The following is a 16,348-nucleotide window of genomic DNA, read 5'->3' as shown; positions in this document are numbered from 1 at the left end:
AAATGCAAATAATAGTAATTATCATTTAGATCCAATATTATATTTCGCAAATCAAGATAATACTATGGAACTAAGGTAACTATCAGATGTATAAGCAATCCCTGCTCTCTGCTTCAATCGTTTTAGCGCTTTCATCAACATCAGCCTTTGCTGAAGATTATGCCCTATTTGACGAGGTTGTTGTATCTTCGACTCGTACTAATCAACAACTTGAAGATGTTGCTGCGTCGGTAACTGTGATTAACGATAAAGATATCGAAAAAAACATGGTTACGGATGTAGAAGACTTATTTAAGTACACACCAGGTGTCACGGTGACGACGAATTCTCGCCAAGGGATTCAAGGTATTAACATTCGTGGTATGGAAGGTAACCGAGTAAAGGTTATCGTTGATGGAGTATCACAAACTAGCCAATTTACTCCAAGTGGTACTCAGTCATATAACTTCATTAACTCTTCACGCATTGATGTCGATACGGATATGTTGAAGTCTGTCGAGATTGTTAAAGGTGCGGCTTCTTCTCTGTATGGTTCTGACGCGATTGGTGGTATTGCTGCGTTCGAAACAAAAGACCCGAGTGACTTTTTAAAAGACAAAGACTTCGGTGGCCACGCGAAGTTCAACTACTCTTCATCTGATAATACCTTTAGCGAATCGGTTGCTTTAGCAAATCGTATTGGCGACCTAGAAACGTTAGTTGCTTATACTCGCAGAGACGGTGAGCAAACTGATAACTTTGGTACACCTGATGAGCAAGATACTCAGAACAACAACTTGTTGGTTAAGCTTCAGTACCAATTAAACGAACAACACCGTTTAGAGTTTTCTGGTAACTTCATTGAGAATTCTGGTGATACCGATTTAAATAGTGCAAGTTACACCGACTACACTGGCGAAGACACAACTAGCCAACAGCAAATCGGTATCAAACATATTTGGGATGCTGACCTAGCGTTTGCAGATACTATTACTTGGCAAGCTGACTGGCTGAGCAAAGAAGAGAATGGCGTAACTAATCGTACTTCTAATGGCGGTATGTTCCTACCTCCGGCAGGTAATGTTCAGAAAAAGGACTATATCTACGAGGATGAAGGTTATCAATTTGATGTGCAATTCGATAAGTTCTTCATGACGGGTAATGTAGAAAACTACTTTATCTATGGCGCTTCATATTCGGACAAAGACATTCAAAACGTTAATAACGAATATAACTCCATCAGCGCAGACCAAGTTATTTTCTACATCCCTGCCGCATCTGAAAGAAAATATGGATTCTTTGCTCAAAATGAAATGACGATCGGAAATTGGATGATTACTCCGGGTGTTCGTTTTGATGGTTTTGAAACTGATCCAGGTGATACAAGTCAAAACCCAAGTGGTAACCCAGAAGAGTCTTATGCAAAATATTCAGACTCAGCTGTTACCGGACGTTTGGGTACAACTTACACGCTTAATGATGAAAATAAGATCTTCGGTCAAATCAGCCAAGGCTTTAGAGCTCCTGATTTCCAAGAGCTTTACTACTCATTTGGTAATCCTGCTCACGGTTATTTGAATGCCCCTAACCCTGACTTAGAAGCTGAAGAAAGTATTTCATACGAGTTAGGTTGGCGTCATAACACAAATTATTCATCAAGCGAAATCGCTATCTTCTACAGCGATTATGATAACTTTATTGATAACGTAGCAGTTAGTGGCTCAGCCACTCCGGCCGATCCAACAATATATCAGAATGTAAACATTGATGAAGCCGTAATTAAAGGTATCGAAGCGTCAAATACACAGTCTTGGAATAGCTTCATGCCAGTGAAAGGTGTTAGTACTCGTGTTTCTGCAACGTATACTGAAGGTGAAGATGGCGAAGGTAATCCTCTTAACAGTGTAAACCCTTGGAACGCTGTCGTTGGTTTTAACTATGATGCTCCTTCAGCACTATGGGGTACATCACTTAACATAAGCTACACAGCAGGTAAGAAGTCTAGTGATATCAACAGCGATGGTTTGAATGATGAAATTCTACCAATTGATTCAGCAACTGTAGTTGACCTAACAGCATACTACTTGCCGATGAAGGATCTTACGCTTAGAGCAGGTCTCTTCAACGTTACGGATGAAGAGTACTACTCGTGGAATGACGTTCGTGGATTCTCACAAGAAGATAAAGATTACACGCAAGCAGGTCGTAACTGGTCAATTACAGCTAAATACGAATTCTAATTCGTTAAAAAACTGAATTGCAGATACTAAAAAGCCAGCTAAATGCTGGCTTTTATTATTTCACTAAAAAATTGTATAAAAAAGGTAATAAGTGAAATTACTTCTCTGCCATCTCTTTTTTAACCATTACTGCAGCAGCAACGATGAAAGTGATGATTAGGCCTAGTTCCATGATTAACTCCAAAGAAAATTAACATTAAACATATAATTCGCGAGCATAATAACACAGCGGATACAGAATGATACTTTTTAACCACTAATTTACTTTTTATTCGATTAAGATCAAAAAAGATGCCCGAAAGCATCTTTTAATTTTTGAATCATTCACGAAACCACTAGGTTAACCAGGGAATCCATTCGGGTTTGTTGACTGCCAGCGCCATGTATCTTCGGTCATTTCAGCCAATGTGCGGCTTGCATTCCAGCCCAGTTCTTTCTGAGCTTTAGCTGGATCTGCCCAACACTCTGCGATGTCACCAGGACGGCGTTCAACTAGCTTGTAAGGGATCTCTTTACCGCTTGCTTGTTCGAATGCTTTAACCATGTCTAACACACTTGAACCGTTACCCGTACCAAGGTTGTAGATATGAAGACCGTCTTTGCACCCTACTTTCTCAAGCGCTGCGATGTGGCCATCAGACAGATCCATTACGTGGATGTAATCGCGAACGCCAGTCCCGTCTTTTGTTGGATAATCGCTACCAAATACAGATAGGAATTCACGGCGGCCCACTGCTACTTGAGAGACAAATGGCATTAGGTTATTTGGGATACCTTGCGGGTCTTCACCTAGCTCACCACTTGGATGTGAACCTACAGGGTTAAAGTAACGCAGCAGTGTAATGCTCCAATCAGGATTGGCTTTTTGGAAATCGGTTAAACACTCTTCAACCATTAGTTTACTACGACCATATGGGTTGGTAGCGCTTGTTGGGAAGTCTTCAGTAATTGGCACACTTGCAGGATCACCGTATACCGTTGCTGAAGAGCTAAATACCAAGGTTTTTACACCCGCATCACGCATTGCATCAACAAGAACTAAAGTGCCGTTTACGTTGTTGTCGTAGTATTCAAGAGGCTTTTCCACAGACTCTCCGACGGCTTTCAGACCAGCAAAATGGATAACCGCTTCGATGTTGTGTTGCTTCATAGTTTCAGTCAAAAGCGCTTTATCACGAACGTCACCTTCAATGAAGTTGGGACGAACGCCCGAGACTTTTTCGATGCGCTCTAGAACGCTTGGTTTGCTGTTGTACAAGCTATCAAAAAGTACAGGTGTCATACCTGCGTTGATCATCTGGATACTTGTATGGCTACCAATGTAACCCATGCCACCTGTAACTAAAACATTCATGCTTAGCAGACCTTTTAATTAAAAATATTCAACCTATCACTTATGATACAACAACTTAGGGTGAGCTCACAAACACCGGTGCCTATTTACCCTCACGAGCGAACACAAACTGACCTTTTCCTTTGCGTTTCGCTTGGTACATAGCCTCATCAGCAACCTTTAGAATCACGTCAATATCACGCTCTGAGCCATCAACTAAATTGATACCTAAGCTCGCCCCAACATGAAGTGAACGCTGTTTATAATTCACTTCTTGCCCGATCAGATCCAACAATCGCTCGGCTAACTTCGCTAATAAGACTTTGTTTGTCTGTTTAATAATAAGAACAAATTCATCACCCGACAAACGTGCAACCAAATCCCCCGCTCTTACCTGAGATAATAACCGGTTTGACACTTCTTTAAGGATTTCGTCACCCGCATCGTGACCATAGTTGTCATTCACTTCTTTGAAGCCATCCAAATCCAAGTAAATAACCGCAAAATGCTGATTTGAATAGTGGCTCGACGTGACAACATCATCCATAACCTTATACAGCTGCGCTCTATTCGCTAACCCGGTTAATGCATCGTGATGAGCCAAGTGTTCGAGTCTTTCCATCTCTTTAACGTTGGATAAATCAGACAGCGTTAATACCATATCAAACTCGTCTTTCTCGTTGTCTGAGGCAATTCGATTCACTTTGACAAACATTGGAACTAACGTGCCGGACGCGCTTTTCTCCCACACTTCGCCTTGCCATTGACCATAGTTGTCTAACGAACTGCGAATTGTCGGCATCAATGATGAAAATTGCTGCCACGAAAATACTTCAAATGGTGTTTTGCCCACCAGCAGATCAGAGTGATAACCGAGAAGTTGTGTGATCGCCGGGTTAACCATGGTTATCACATTGGATGAGTTGAGCACGATCAAGCCGTCTTTACTGTTTTCGAAAACACCCGCAGCAATACGTTGGCGACTCATGGCCGTTTCTATGTCGGTGACATCTTGGATTGCATAAAGAATACGACCATGTTTTGTCAAAGAACGACTGCTCACACGAAGCCAACGTTTTGATTGAAAGAGATCGGTGGTTTCCAGCAATTCGTCATTAAGTTCAATATTGGCATCAATAACATCTTGTAAGTAACCCGTTTGCTTGGTCGCGATCAACTCTTGGATCAACAAATTCTCAAGAAAGGCTTCCGAGCATTTAAAAATATCCCGAGTAGCTGCGTTCGCATGAAGAATGAGCCCTTTTTCATCCACCACCAACAAAGAGTGCTGAACGGTTTCAATGACCTCATTTGCGAATGATTTTTCTTCTTGTAACTTGTCTAACGTAAAATTGATTTGGTTATCGCGATGTTGAAGCCTTTCTAACATGGTATTGAAAGCTCGAACCAGATCGCCGATTTCATCGCGGTTCGTTACGACTAATTTAGGCTGCTTCGAACGACGCTCAACAAAGGCTTGCATCGCCTCATTGAGGTCAAACATCGGTTCGATAATCAAGCGTTGCACCAATTTGACCACTACTCCGCCTAACATCACCAGAAACAACAGGTAGACGACCGCAACCTTGAAAATATTCGTTAAGATCGAATTAAACGTCTCTTTCGATATTGTTACTCTCAAGTTCGCGATCACTGCGCCATCCAGTGTCACTGGAACGAGCAAGAAGATGAAATGCTCAGAGATGGCAAATTGATGATCGGCGATATCGTCTAATTCTTCTGCGTTTGGCCTTGGAACCAGAGTGTTGCTCACCTGATAGCTGGCAAAAAGCTGTTCGTTGATGTCATAGAGCTTCACTCTAACAATATCTTTATCTGCGACGAAAGCTGACAATATTTCCTGAGCCGATGACTTGTCTTCAAATAAAATCGCGGCTTGCAAGTTATAAGCAACACCTTGTGCTAGCACTTTAACACGCTGAATAAGACTCTCTTTCTCTCTCTCAAAAGTGACAGTGTAATTTACTGATTGAATCGTGACAAAAGTGACTGCGATGAAGATGATAATGGGTAATATCAGCTTGTTTTTAATCGATATGTTATTAATGAAAGACAACATTATTGGCCCTCCACTATAGCGATTCGTAACAGGTTCGAGCCAATGACGTAGTCACCGCGCCTTGCGTTCTCTAGATTGATCTTAGGTTTGAGCTTATTATCGATGTGCGTGAGTTCAATGATTCCACCTAAGTCCGTAAAGTTAGGGATATCACTGATTGTCACAGTATGTGGCGAGTGCTCTTGACTAAGAAATTGGTCATTTTTACGGTCAGACAAATACGTAATATCACACTTAGAAGTAATCGACTGTTGAACTCGGATAGCGAGCGAACGAATAGATTTCCCCTCGGTAATTGACGTTAGCACTTGGCTTACCTTTTCATCGCCAATCACACAAAAGTTCACAGCGTTCATTGAGCTTTCATCATTCCAACGTATAAAATTCGCAATTCTAAAAAGGTACACCGCTTTCACTTCATAAGGCTTGAAACTAGCCGCCGATGTATTCAAAGGCATAATAAACATAGCTAACGTGGCAAGGCTGAGTTTAGTAAAACCAAGCTTAATACGGTGCTTGAGCCACTTAGAATTCATGAGAGACCCTCACATATACAGACTCTTGGTTGACACAAATCTCGGTAAGTTTTTGTGTCACTTTCGAAGCCGTTTCCATTTCGACATCTAACATAGACAACTCTTCAAGGCTCATCGACATGAGCTGGTCTAGAGAGTTTTCTTGAGCAGAGACAAAAACAGGTATCGTTAATGCTAGTCCTAAGCAAACCTGGCGGGATATCATGTGCTCACCTAATATACAGATAGATATTAATCCTTTAATCAATAGTTCAACTATATATGAAATGCCATACTGGTAAATCTACGGTGTCGAAAGTTTGAGTTAGGTCACTGTTTATTTATGGTATTTATAAGACCGTCATTACTTACCTCAACGTAAAGGATTAGCACCACGTGACAACGAAGATTTTGTTTAATTGCGACATGGGAGAAAGTTTCGGCAATTGGAAGATGGGCGATGACGAGTCGGTCATGGAATGGGTCGATATGGCAAACATCGCTTGTGGCTTCCACGCGTCTGATCCGCACGTTATGTCCAAGACGATAAAACTGGCGCAGCACTATCACACCCAAATTGGTGCTCATCCCGGTTATCAAGATCTCGTTGGTTTTGGTCGCCGTTCTATTCCACACACCATGGACGAAATCAGTGAGCTGGTTTGTTATCAAGTCGGTGCATTACAAGCCCTTTGCCGCTATCACCATACCACTGTTGGCTATGTGAAACCTCATGGCGCTCTTTATAACGATATGATGGCAAACATTGATGTGTTCAATGCGGTAGCCCAAGCCGTCGCTGAGTTTAACATCCCGTTGATGATTCTCTCTTCATCAGACAATCAACAGTATTTGGATATTGCTGACGACCATGACTTGCCTCTCTTGTTTGAAGCGTTTGCCGACCGTGCTTATTTAAATAACGGACAATTAGCGCCACGTACTCAAAAAGGCTCGGTTTACGTCAATCAAGACGATATCTATAACCAAGTTATGCAAATCATTAACTATGGCTCGGTTACGACTTTAGAGGGCGAAAGACTGCCTATTGAAGCTGATACTATCTGTGTTCATGGTGATAACCCTCAATCCATCGCATTAATTAGAAAAATCAGACAAGACCTCAACGCTTTTAATTAGTATGAAGCGTGTGATTGGTATGACGCATGGTCTAATCGCTCGTGAGATCTAATTGATTTGTATTGGCTTGGACACGGAAGTGAGACACGCCAAGTAAGCTAAAAAAGGCAAGATAACAAACGTATGGAAACGAAATGACGACGAATCAGATTGAATTCAATATAGCGCCAGTCGCGGAATGCAGCGTTTTGGTGACCTTGACGCTATCGCCTTCAAATAATCAATCTAGCGCCGAATATGCGCAATACATAGCTCACTTTTCCGATGCCATTCGCCAAAACTTAGCATCGGTGTTGATGAATGTGACACCGGCTTACCAAACAATATTGGTCGATTACCTCCCTTATCGAATATCAGAACAGCAACTCATTGAACAGCTCAATAATTTGTTGAGTCATGCTCTGTCGTCCTTTTTTAGTGTTAGTAAAACTCGCGATACGATTGAGCTTCCTGCCTATTACTCACCAGAAACGGCGCTCGATTTAGACCGATATCAAAACAAAGGCCTGTCGCTCGACCAGATAATTCAACATCACACCTCACAGACATACAGCGTCAGTGCGATTGGGTTTACGCCTGGCTTTGCCTTTATGTCGGATGTGGTTAATGAGCTTGCCTTGCCCCGTCACTCCACACCCCGCTTAATTGTGCCCAAAGGCAGTATCGCCATCGCGGATACGAAAACAGCTGTGTACCCTTCGGATTCACCGGGCGGTTGGAATATTATTGGCAATTGCCCACTTCCGTTGTTCGATCATAGCCAGTTGAAGAACGCCGATATCACGCAAAGACCACTGTCTCTGCTTAATGTTGGTGATACCGTCCGTTTCATAGCGATTTCAAAAAAAGAATTTGTAGAGTTGGGTGGAGGCATCGTAAATGGCTAAGACAAAAACTAAACCAACACTGACAGTGATTAAGCCCGGCCCGTTGAGTTTGATTCAAGACTTTGGGCGATTTGGTGTTGCTCATCTTGGATTAACGCAAGGTGGACCGGTTGATGACTACTCTTATAGCTGGGCTAACCATCTATTGGGCAACCCAGTCAACCAAGCGGCGTTGGAAATCACGCTTGGGCAATGTGCGTTGAGAATCGATTTTGATTGCGAGATGGCACTATGCGGGGGTGATTTACAAGCGAAACTCGATGGTAAACCACAGGCTAACTGGAGCACTTTTCAAGCTTTTAAGGGGCAAGTTCTCTCATTTGGTTTGCCTAAAAATGGTCTAAGGGCGTATTTAGCCATTAAGGGCGGTTTCGATGTTCCATCAACTCTTGATAGCTGCTCTACAGTCACTCGTGAAAAGATTGGTGGATTAACGCAAGATGGCGAGCCATGCCAGCAAGGGCAACAAATCGCTTTTACCCAACACCAACTCTCTCATCCATTTAAAGCGTTGAGTGTTACCTTCCGATACACGCCTGATTACAATCTACCCGTGAACCTACGAGTGATTGAAGGCTATCAAAGCGAGCTATTCTCCGAGTCAGCAAGAGAGATTTTGTATAACGCGCAGTATCACGTTGACCAAAACTCTAATCGGATGGGTTATCGACTCAGTGGCGAGCCCGTAGACTCGCCTGACATTTCGCTATTGTCAGAAGGCATTGCCCTAGGTGCGATTCAAATTCCACAAGATGGACAGCCTATCGTGCTGCTTAATGATAGACAGACCATAGGTGGTTATCCGAAGATAGGATGTGTCGCCAGAATTGATTTACCACGCTTGGCGCAAGCAAAACCTGGACATGCGATATCGTTCAGCAAGGGCGATCGCTTGGGCTTACAAGATGTTTGGTGCCAATGGGCTCAGTTTTTCGGCTATTAGTTTTTGCGATGTGTTATGTGCTAAATGCTATGTAGCTGAGAATAATCAACTAGGAAGATGTCATTTAGATGAGGTTCGGTATCTAAGCAGATGTTGAAATGAAGATTCGGCTTACCTATTACAGTAAGCCGAATTGAAGAAATTAAACGCAGTCGATGATGATAGACTAATTATAGGCTATTAAGCGTGATCTTGACCTGACACCTTGGCAAGCGCTTCTGGGTATCCACGTTCTTGTGTCAAATCTATCGCTCTGTTTTCAATATCATTTAGATTAAGTGACATTGTCACTGAGTGTGTGTCTTCAATAGATGCCGCCTCTGATACATCAAACCATTGCTCAGCGACCTTTTGTGCCGCTTCTAATGTTGAAGAAGCTTTTACTACTTCAAGTCGAGCATAGCGATCCCCACAGAATGAAACGTCTGAAGCTCTTAAGCTTGGATCGGTTCCCGGAATCTGTTGTGCACCAAACAAAGGTTTACCACCGACCAATGCAGAACTGAAACTTGGGATGAACTGAGACATATGCGTTATTGCCGCGCGAGTTCTTAATTCAAGCTGATCTTCACTCCAACCCGATACGATTTTCTTAAGCAGCTTCGAAGGCAACTGTGGCTGTGACGAGTCTGTTGACGATGAAACAAGCCCACCCTCAAACAGAGTAATCCCTTCTGTCATGCCGTGAAGTTGGAACACACCATCAGCATACGGCGTTAATTGCGCCATGCCTTGCGGTGTGCCTCTCGGGCCATGGAAGATAACTTCTGGCCACTCTTCCTTACATTCTTGCGAATATGGCCACTCTGTAACGTATGCAGCTTTAAACTCAACAAGTCTTTGCTGCTTAGAGCCAACAAAGTCATCTACGATACCCGTTTCAAACCCACTCGCATTAATCAAGTAATCGGTCGTTAGTTGGCAGCTTTGGTTTTCGGCATCGGTATAAGTCAAAGACCAACCTTGACCTGTCGACTCAACAGATTGTAATCGGCTGTTGGTTAACACAGTACAGTTAGCTTGTTGCCCCAAAGAGAGTTGAGCGGTCGCAGAAAGTCGGAATACGCTCCAGCCATACTCTTGGACCATCGCAACAGGATACTTTAGGGTCTCTAAATCCGTATGCTTGGCGAAAGGAATACACCAATCATCAAGCGATGTTGGTTTCAGAGGCTGTGTTTTCGCAGAAAGTGCTAATAAATCTTCTTTGCTGTACAGCTTATAATACTCTTCCGGATCACCGAGCACTTGGTTGCTTTTATCTTGTTTAACAAGATCGGCATAAGCGCTTTTGATTATCTTGAGACGAGGAAGCAGATCCAACGGCTCTCCACCATCACTGTGCGGAACGGCGATGATTGTCGGACGAATATTGATCGTATGAGGGAATAAGCGGACGGTATCAATTGACTGTGTGAGCAATTGAAGACACTGCTCTACAGAAATATCTCGATACAAATTGCCGCCAGCGTGCAGGTGGCAAATTGGTGGACCATTAACCAAACTCGGCCCTTTTTCTAAGATAGTGACCTTAAAACCCAACTCACCAAAGTGAATCGCGCTCGTTGTTCCGGCAATACCACCACCAACAATGGCAATAGAAGGTTGATTTGTATCCGTTTTGTTGTGGTTCATCGTGTTCTGTAGAATAAGATTAACTGCCTCTATTCTACTTTTGTTCTGCGATGAATTAAAACACATTTTTATCAAGGTCTTAGATAGGCGGGATTTAATATCTATGTAAAAAACATAAATAATCTCTTGACTCAATAACTCCAGATAGGGTTTTAAAGGTTATTCTAACAGTCAAATTTGTCCTAAGTGACGCCACATAAAGGCTGCCTCAGTACTCTTAAAACATAGCGGTTAACTTATCCCTAAAGTTATCCACCGTTTTTGTGGATAACTGTTGATAACGTTCTTGCTAAGTTGCGCAAACCCTTTGTTTACAGGGACTAACCGCTGTTCATTAAATCGGCATTATTGGGTAATTAGTTTTAAAAAATGCTAAAAACAGTGGAATCTAAGGTGCGATATTTTTTACTTATGCTACCGGTTGGTTAAATAAAAAACGGTCTAAAGCGACGTATTATAAATAGTGCATGACTAAGTACAAATAATCTCACTTTTAGACCGTTTTAAGCGCTTGGCTAGATCTCGCTAACGACTAGCCAAAATCCTTGTTTACTGGTGCCAACAAACGTTTGATTAAGCTATTCACTACCGCGGCTAATGTGATGAACGTTAGCACCGGTAGCGCTATCCACAACATCGGGTGAAGTGAAGGTTGTAACTCAAAACCAAAGTTCATCACTCCTGCCACGCTGAGCTCAGAACCAAGGGCTGCAATTGAGCCTGCGACTAAAGCCATTAAACCGTACTCACACCAAATAGTATTGAGAATTCGCTTCTTACTCGCGCCTAATGTTCGATACAAGCGTATCTCTTGTTGTCTTTGAGATAAGCTCAATCGCAATAGAGTGAAGATAAGCAACAGCCCCGCCACCACACCTAACGCCGCAAGTACGGTAATCGACCAAACAATCTGCTTAAGCAACTCTTGGATCTTGCTACCCATCTTACGAATATCCATCAAACTCACGGTTGGATGATTTCGAGAGAGTTCGTTGAGCATCTGATTGTGTTGTTCTTCTAATCTGAAGCTCACTAGCCAAGTAGAAGGGATTGAACTCAAGACATCTGGAGTAAAAATGAAGTAGAAGTTCGGCTTCATTTCTCGCCACTCGACTTTGCGGATGCTATTCACCTTGGCAGAAACATTCTGGCTGTTGATTGTGAATGACAGCTCATCGCCAATCTTTAGATCCAGTTGCTCCGCGACATCCGATTCCACAGATACGCCATGCTCTTGCGTCCAGTTACCTTCTAACACTTCATTGTACTCGGGTAAGCTATCTCCCCAAGTGAAGTTGATCTCTCGACTTAGTGCGTCTGTTTCGCCTGAGGTATCGCTGTATTCCGACGCTTCAACACCGTTTATCGTCGTCAGTCGTCCTCGGATAATTGGAAACGCTTGAGTACGCTCTACTTCGTTTGCATCAATCGTCTCGAGATAACTGTCTTTTTCATAGCTTGCAATGTTAAGTGCAAACGCATTTGGTGCGTTCTCGGGTAAGGTTTGCTGCCAATCTGACAGTAAATCACTTCTTACCAACCAGATGATAGACAGCAACATCAGTGAAAGCGCTAAAGAGCCAAATTGAATCCCCGTTGCTAAAGGTGTGCGATTAATTCTGCTCAATGCTAAACGCATAGACGTAGATGTCGGTAACTTGCCAACCAAACGCAGAACAAGCGTACTAACGACCGCAAGTACTAAGAACAGGCAAGCGATACCCGCTAGAACTATCCATACCAATAGATTGTCGCCATACATCAGCATCATTGGAATAATCGGTACCAGTAACAACAAATATTTCTTGTAGCTTTCATTGGACTGGTGACTTGATTGGATAACGCTGATTGCCGAGGTATTGACCAAGCCAATTAACGGGATACCAAGAGCAGGAACACCAATTAAGATGCTTGATAAAATCGCCAAGATTGCAGGTTCAATACCATAGCTAGGAAGTGGCGTTGGTAATAAGTCACCCAGAGGTATACGAAGCAAAAACTCTAATCCGATACCGATAGTTATTCCCAGTACTGCACCGATAACCACTAATAAAGATACCTGTACAGACAACCATTTAACGATCCACTGCTTGCTTGCACCCAAACTCTTAAGCATCGCGATGGTTTTACGGCGACTCGCAACATAATGTTGGCAAGTGAGTACCAAAGTGGTCGCAGCCATGATCACAACAATAGCAACGGTTAACGAAAGATATTGAGTCGTGCTTTCGAACATGTCGTTAGTACGGCTCGCAGAATCTTGAGTACGCCAGCGATCGCTTGGTGTTAATTCTACGCTGTCTTGCGCGGCTTGCAGTTTTGTATCATCACCGTTGAGAAACAGCCTAAAACTAACACGACTGCCCGGTTGAATCGCTCCCGTGGCATCAATATCGCTTGTATGAATCAGAACGGCTGGCATCTGTTGGAATGGGTTAAAGCTTAAGCCTGGTTCTTGAGTGATTCGTCCAGTTATCGCTAAATCGGCATCGCCAATAGTGACAACGTCACCAATCTCAACCTCTAACTGTGCAAATATACGCTCGTCTAACCAAAGTTCCCCTGGCTCAACATGGTTACTTGATGCTTTATCAGCACCCACTAAGATCATTTCACCGCGTAATGGATAATTACTTTCAACCGCTTTCACCGTCACTAACTGCATCGAGTTGTCACTGAATGCCATGGTTGAAAAACGAGTCAACTGAGAGCTTTCTAACTGTTCAACTTGAGTGAGGTCTAATAAGGATTGTGGAACTGGGTTTGCTGAGATAAACACGATATCGGCAGTAAGCGCATCTTTGCCCTGCTTAACAATTACCTGCTCCATACGTTCGGCCAACGCCGACAATGCAAATACACAAGCAATAATAAGCGTTAAAGCGATTGAAACTGGCCAAAGCTGACCGTGTCGAATCTCTTCGATACTCCATGAAAACAGGCGTTTATTCAGTCCGTTTGATGAATTCAATTTAGACTTCCTCTATCTGACCGACATGCATCTTGAGTGTTCTTTGGCAACGTTGTGCAAGCTTAGGATCGTGTGTCACCAACACTAACGTTGTGCCGTGGGATGAGTTCAATTCAAACAACAACTCGACAATTTTGGCAGCAGTTTGTTGGTCTAGGTTGCCTGTGGGTTCATCGGCAAAAAGAATTTTTGGCTTAATCATAAATGCGCGCGCCAACGCGACCCTTTGTTGTTCACCACCCGATAGCTGCGACGGCAAATGATCAAGCCTGTCTTTCAAGCCTACTGATTCAAGCAGAGCAGTCGCGCGTTCGATGTCTTCGTCTGCTCCCTTCAACAAACAAGGTAACGTGACATTTTGCAGCGCAGAAAGGCTTGGAATTAATAAGAAGCTTTGAAATACAAACCCAACCGATTCACTGCGAATCTTAGCCCTTGCCTCATCATCAAGCTGTGAAAGTGGCTGTCCTAATAAACTGATTTCGCCTTTCGTTGGTACATCAAGACCAGCTAACAGCGTCATTAGGGTCGATTTACCCGCACCAGACGTGCCTACGATCGCGACCGTTTCGCCTTCACGAATATCGATATCAACGTGCTCTAGGATTGTTAAATGTTCTTGATTAGTAGACACTGTCTTGGAAACAGCTTCTGCTTTAATGATGGATGTATGCATGACTCGACTAATTTCCTTTTTATTTTTTATTTTATTTTCAACCGCTTCTTTAGCTCAAGGCTCTGCGTCAGCTCAAGATTCAAAGTTATTGGTACTTGGCGATAGTTTGAGTGCTGGTTACAACATGGATATCAAACAGAGTTGGCCAAGTTTGTTGCCAGACGCGCTAGCAAAACATGATAAAGCGGTTACCGTGGTTAACGGGAGTATTTCTGGTGATACAACGGGCAATGGTTTAGCCCGCCTACCACAATTGCTTGAAGAACATGCTCCAGACACCGTTCTTATCGAACTTGGTGCGAATGATGGACTTCGTGGTTTCCCACCTAAGCTGATGTCTGCAAATCTTGAGCAGATCATTGAGCAGATAAAAGCTGCGGGCGCCAAACCTATAATGATGCAGATTAAAATCCCACCAAATTACGGAAAGCGTTACAACCAGCAGTTTGAATACGTTTTTGCAGCGCTTGCTGATCAACAAAACGTGCCACTTTTGCCGTTTTTCCTAGAGCATATCATCCTCAAACCTGAGTGGATGATGAACGATGGACTGCATCCAAAACCAGAAGCTCAACCTTGGATTGCTGAATTCGTCGCCGAAGAATTATATCAGTATCTTTAAGTTTTAATGGTCTAGCTCAATAAATTTTACACAGCTTTACGTTAGCCTGAGTGCATATCACCGTTAACTGTAAGGTTATTTATGCTGATCGAACCTGTTATCAAGGGTGTGGTAGCCAAAAGCGCTCACCCTCTTGGCTGTCAAGAAGCCGTAAAGCAACAAATCAAGTTTGTTAAGAGTGCGCCGCAAATCAAAGATGGCCCTAAACGAGTACTGATTATCGGCGCTTCCTCAGGCTTTGGCCTTGCCGCTCGTATTGCCCTTACCTTTGGCGGCGCAAAAGCTGACACTATCGGCGTCTCATTCGAGCGCGGTCCAAACGAAAAATCCCTAGGTAGTGCTGGTTGGTACAACAACATCTACTTCAAAAAAGAAGCCGAACGAGAGCAACGCACTGCTATCAACATCGTTGGCGACGCATTTTCGCAAGAAACACGCTCACAAGTTGTCGAAGCCATTGAAACCTACTTCGAAGGTGAAGTGGATCTGATTATCTATAGCTTAGCTGCAGGCGTTCGTCCTAAACCAGATTCCGATGAGTTTTGGCGCTCTGCCATCAAACCTATTGGTGAAAGCGTAACTGGCGCAACCATTTCTCTGGAACACGACAACTGGGTCACCAACACGCTTGAAGCCGCGACGGAAGAAGAAGCCGAAAGCACACTCAAAGTGATGGGAGGCGAAGATTGGGAACAATGGATAGATGAGCTCATCAACGCAGAATCTATTGCTCCGGGTTGTAAGACAATCGCGTTTTCTTATGTGGGTCCAGAAGTCACACATCCTATCTATTTAGACGGTACATTGGGACGCGCTAAGATCGACCTTCACCAAACCAGTCATGCATTAAACCTCGAACTAGCTAACTTCGACGGCAACGCTTACGCGGCGGTATGTAAAGCCCTAGTCACTAAAGCGAGCGTTTTCATCCCTGGATTAAGCCCTTACTTACTTGCTTTGTATAAGGTGATGAAAGAGAAAGAGACCCACGAAGGTTGTATCCAACAAATGCAGCGTCTGTTTGGCAGTAAACTTTATGGTCAATCCAAAGTACCACTTGATGGTGAGCGATTGATCCGTATGGATGATTGGGAATTAGACCCAGAAACCCAAGCGCACGTAACTGAACTGCTAGAAAAGATGGACGAAAATAACTTCCAAACCTTAGGGGATTACCAAGGGTTTAAAGAAGAATTTCTACAATTAAATGGGTTTGCTCAACCATCGGTAGATTATAGCCAGAAACTTAATACAGAAGATTTTATAAAGTTAAAGCCTTAATCTAAAATTATCTCATTACTGAGACCCGGATTCACATTTGAAAACC

General features: G+C 43.2%; 13 protein-coding genes. 6 read left to right on the top strand and 7 right to left on the bottom strand.

Annotated elements, in window-relative coordinates:
- Positions 1-86: 86 nt before the first annotated feature.
- On the top strand, positions 87-2,219 hold the full coding sequence (locus AB4185_RS14035) for a TonB-dependent hemoglobin/transferrin/lactoferrin family receptor (protein WP_065584958.1): 2,133 nt from the start codon (positions 87-89) through the stop codon (positions 2,217-2,219).
- 340 nt (positions 2,220-2,559) lie between these two features.
- Here the strand turns inward: AB4185_RS14035 and galE are convergent, their stop codons facing one another.
- From galE to AB4185_RS14015, 4 genes are all read right to left on the bottom strand, one after another.
- The gene (galE, locus tag AB4185_RS14030) at positions 2,560-3,573 is read right to left on the bottom strand and encodes a UDP-glucose 4-epimerase GalE (RefSeq protein WP_017060088.1); all 1,014 of its coding nucleotides are present in this window, start codon (positions 3,571-3,573) and stop codon (positions 2,560-2,562) included.
- A gap of 82 nt (positions 3,574-3,655) precedes the next feature.
- Positions 3,656-5,632, bottom strand: a complete 1,977-nt coding sequence (locus tag AB4185_RS14025; RefSeq protein WP_065584959.1) for a diguanylate cyclase domain-containing protein — start codon at positions 5,630-5,632, stop codon at positions 3,656-3,658.
- Positions 5,632-6,168: a YfiR family protein gene (locus AB4185_RS14020; protein WP_372135574.1), complete on the bottom strand. Its 537-nt coding sequence runs from the start codon at positions 6,166-6,168 to the stop codon at positions 5,632-5,634. Before AB4185_RS14020 ends, AB4185_RS14025 begins: the two co-directional genes overlap by 1 nt.
- Positions 6,158-6,373, bottom strand: coding sequence for a hypothetical protein (locus AB4185_RS14015; RefSeq protein ID WP_017064590.1), 216 nt, complete (start codon positions 6,371-6,373; stop codon positions 6,158-6,160). Before AB4185_RS14015 ends, AB4185_RS14020 begins: the two co-directional genes overlap by 11 nt.
- A gap of 170 nt (positions 6,374-6,543) precedes the next feature.
- Here AB4185_RS14015 and AB4185_RS14010 point away from each other — a divergent pair, with 170 nt between their 5' ends.
- The 3 genes from AB4185_RS14010 (at position 6,544) to AB4185_RS14000 (ending at position 9,117) form a co-directional block, all read left to right on the top strand.
- Complete coding sequence (locus AB4185_RS14010) at positions 6,544-7,287, top strand: 5-oxoprolinase subunit PxpA (RefSeq protein WP_372135573.1); 744 nt, start codon at positions 6,544-6,546, stop codon at positions 7,285-7,287.
- Between the two features lie 134 nt (positions 7,288-7,421).
- Entirely contained in the window at positions 7,422-8,174 is a 753-nt protein-coding gene (locus AB4185_RS14005) for an allophanate hydrolase subunit 1 (RefSeq protein WP_372135572.1), read from the top strand.
- Complete coding sequence (locus AB4185_RS14000) at positions 8,167-9,117, top strand: biotin-dependent carboxyltransferase family protein (RefSeq protein ID WP_171732626.1); 951 nt, start codon at positions 8,167-8,169, stop codon at positions 9,115-9,117. Before AB4185_RS14005 ends, AB4185_RS14000 begins: the two co-directional genes overlap by 8 nt.
- 180 nt (positions 9,118-9,297) lie before the next feature.
- Here the strand turns inward: AB4185_RS14000 and AB4185_RS13995 are convergent, their stop codons facing one another.
- The 3 genes from AB4185_RS13995 to AB4185_RS13985 form a co-directional block, all read right to left on the bottom strand.
- The gene (locus AB4185_RS13995) at positions 9,298-10,752 is read right to left on the bottom strand and encodes an FAD-dependent oxidoreductase (RefSeq protein ID WP_372135571.1); all 1,455 of its coding nucleotides are present in this window, start codon (positions 10,750-10,752) and stop codon (positions 9,298-9,300) included.
- Positions 10,753-11,284: 532 nt separating this feature from the next.
- Positions 11,285-13,723, bottom strand: a complete 2,439-nt coding sequence (locus AB4185_RS13990) for an ABC transporter permease (protein WP_372135570.1) — start codon at positions 13,721-13,723, stop codon at positions 11,285-11,287.
- A gap of 1 nt (position 13,724) precedes the next feature.
- Positions 13,725-14,399 carry an ABC transporter ATP-binding protein gene (locus tag AB4185_RS13985; RefSeq protein ID WP_017067780.1) on the bottom strand — a complete coding sequence of 225 codons (675 nt, stop codon included), beginning with the start codon at positions 14,397-14,399 and terminating at the stop codon, positions 13,725-13,727.
- On the opposite strand from AB4185_RS13985, the gene AB4185_RS13980 reads away from it, so the two are divergent.
- Positions 14,398-15,021 (top strand): arylesterase, encoded by a 624-nt coding sequence (locus AB4185_RS13980; RefSeq protein ID WP_017069908.1) that lies wholly within the window; start codon positions 14,398-14,400, stop codon positions 15,019-15,021. The two genes, AB4185_RS13985 and AB4185_RS13980, sit on opposite strands and share 2 nt — an antisense overlap.
- A gap of 81 nt (positions 15,022-15,102) precedes the next feature.
- On the top strand, positions 15,103-16,302 hold the full coding sequence (gene fabV, locus AB4185_RS13975) for an enoyl-ACP reductase FabV (RefSeq protein ID WP_017067782.1): 1,200 nt from the start codon (positions 15,103-15,105) through the stop codon (positions 16,300-16,302).
- Positions 16,303-16,348 lie beyond the last annotated feature (46 nt).

It is taken from the genome of Vibrio sp. 10N.286.48.F5 (assembly GCF_041469785.1).
Classification (GTDB): Bacteria; Pseudomonadota; Gammaproteobacteria; order Enterobacterales; family Vibrionaceae; genus Vibrio; species Vibrio crassostreae_C.
This window is presented reverse-complemented; position numbering and strand designations above follow the sequence as displayed.

Bases quoted from the DNA above. Each gene is read 5' to 3' on its own strand.
- fabV (WP_017067782.1), top strand. From the start codon at position 15,103: ATGCTGATCGAACCTGTTATCAAGGGTGTGGTAGCCAAAAGCGCTCAC.
- AB4185_RS14035 (WP_065584958.1), top strand. From the start codon at position 87: ATGTATAAGCAATCCCTGCTCTCTGCTTCAATCGTTTTAGCGCTTTCA.
- galE (WP_017060088.1), bottom strand. From the start codon at position 3,573: ATGAATGTTTTAGTTACAGGTGGCATGGGTTACATTGGTAGCCATACA.
- AB4185_RS13985 (WP_017067780.1), bottom strand. From the start codon at position 14,399: ATGCATACATCCATCATTAAAGCAGAAGCTGTTTCCAAGACAGTGTCT.
- AB4185_RS14020 (WP_372135574.1), bottom strand. From the start codon at position 6,168: ATGAATTCTAAGTGGCTCAAGCACCGTATTAAGCTTGGTTTTACTAAA.
- AB4185_RS14005 (WP_372135572.1), top strand. From the start codon at position 7,422: ATGACGACGAATCAGATTGAATTCAATATAGCGCCAGTCGCGGAATGC.
- AB4185_RS14025 (WP_065584959.1), bottom strand. From the start codon at position 5,632: ATGTTGTCTTTCATTAATAACATATCGATTAAAAACAAGCTGATATTA.
- AB4185_RS14015 (WP_017064590.1), bottom strand. From the start codon at position 6,373: ATGATATCCCGCCAGGTTTGCTTAGGACTAGCATTAACGATACCTGTT.
- AB4185_RS13995 (WP_372135571.1), bottom strand. From the start codon at position 10,752: ATGAACCACAACAAAACGGATACAAATCAACCTTCTATTGCCATTGTT.
- AB4185_RS13980 (WP_017069908.1), top strand. From the start codon at position 14,398: ATGACTCGACTAATTTCCTTTTTATTTTTTATTTTATTTTCAACCGCT.
- AB4185_RS14000 (WP_171732626.1), top strand. From the start codon at position 8,167: ATGGCTAAGACAAAAACTAAACCAACACTGACAGTGATTAAGCCCGGC.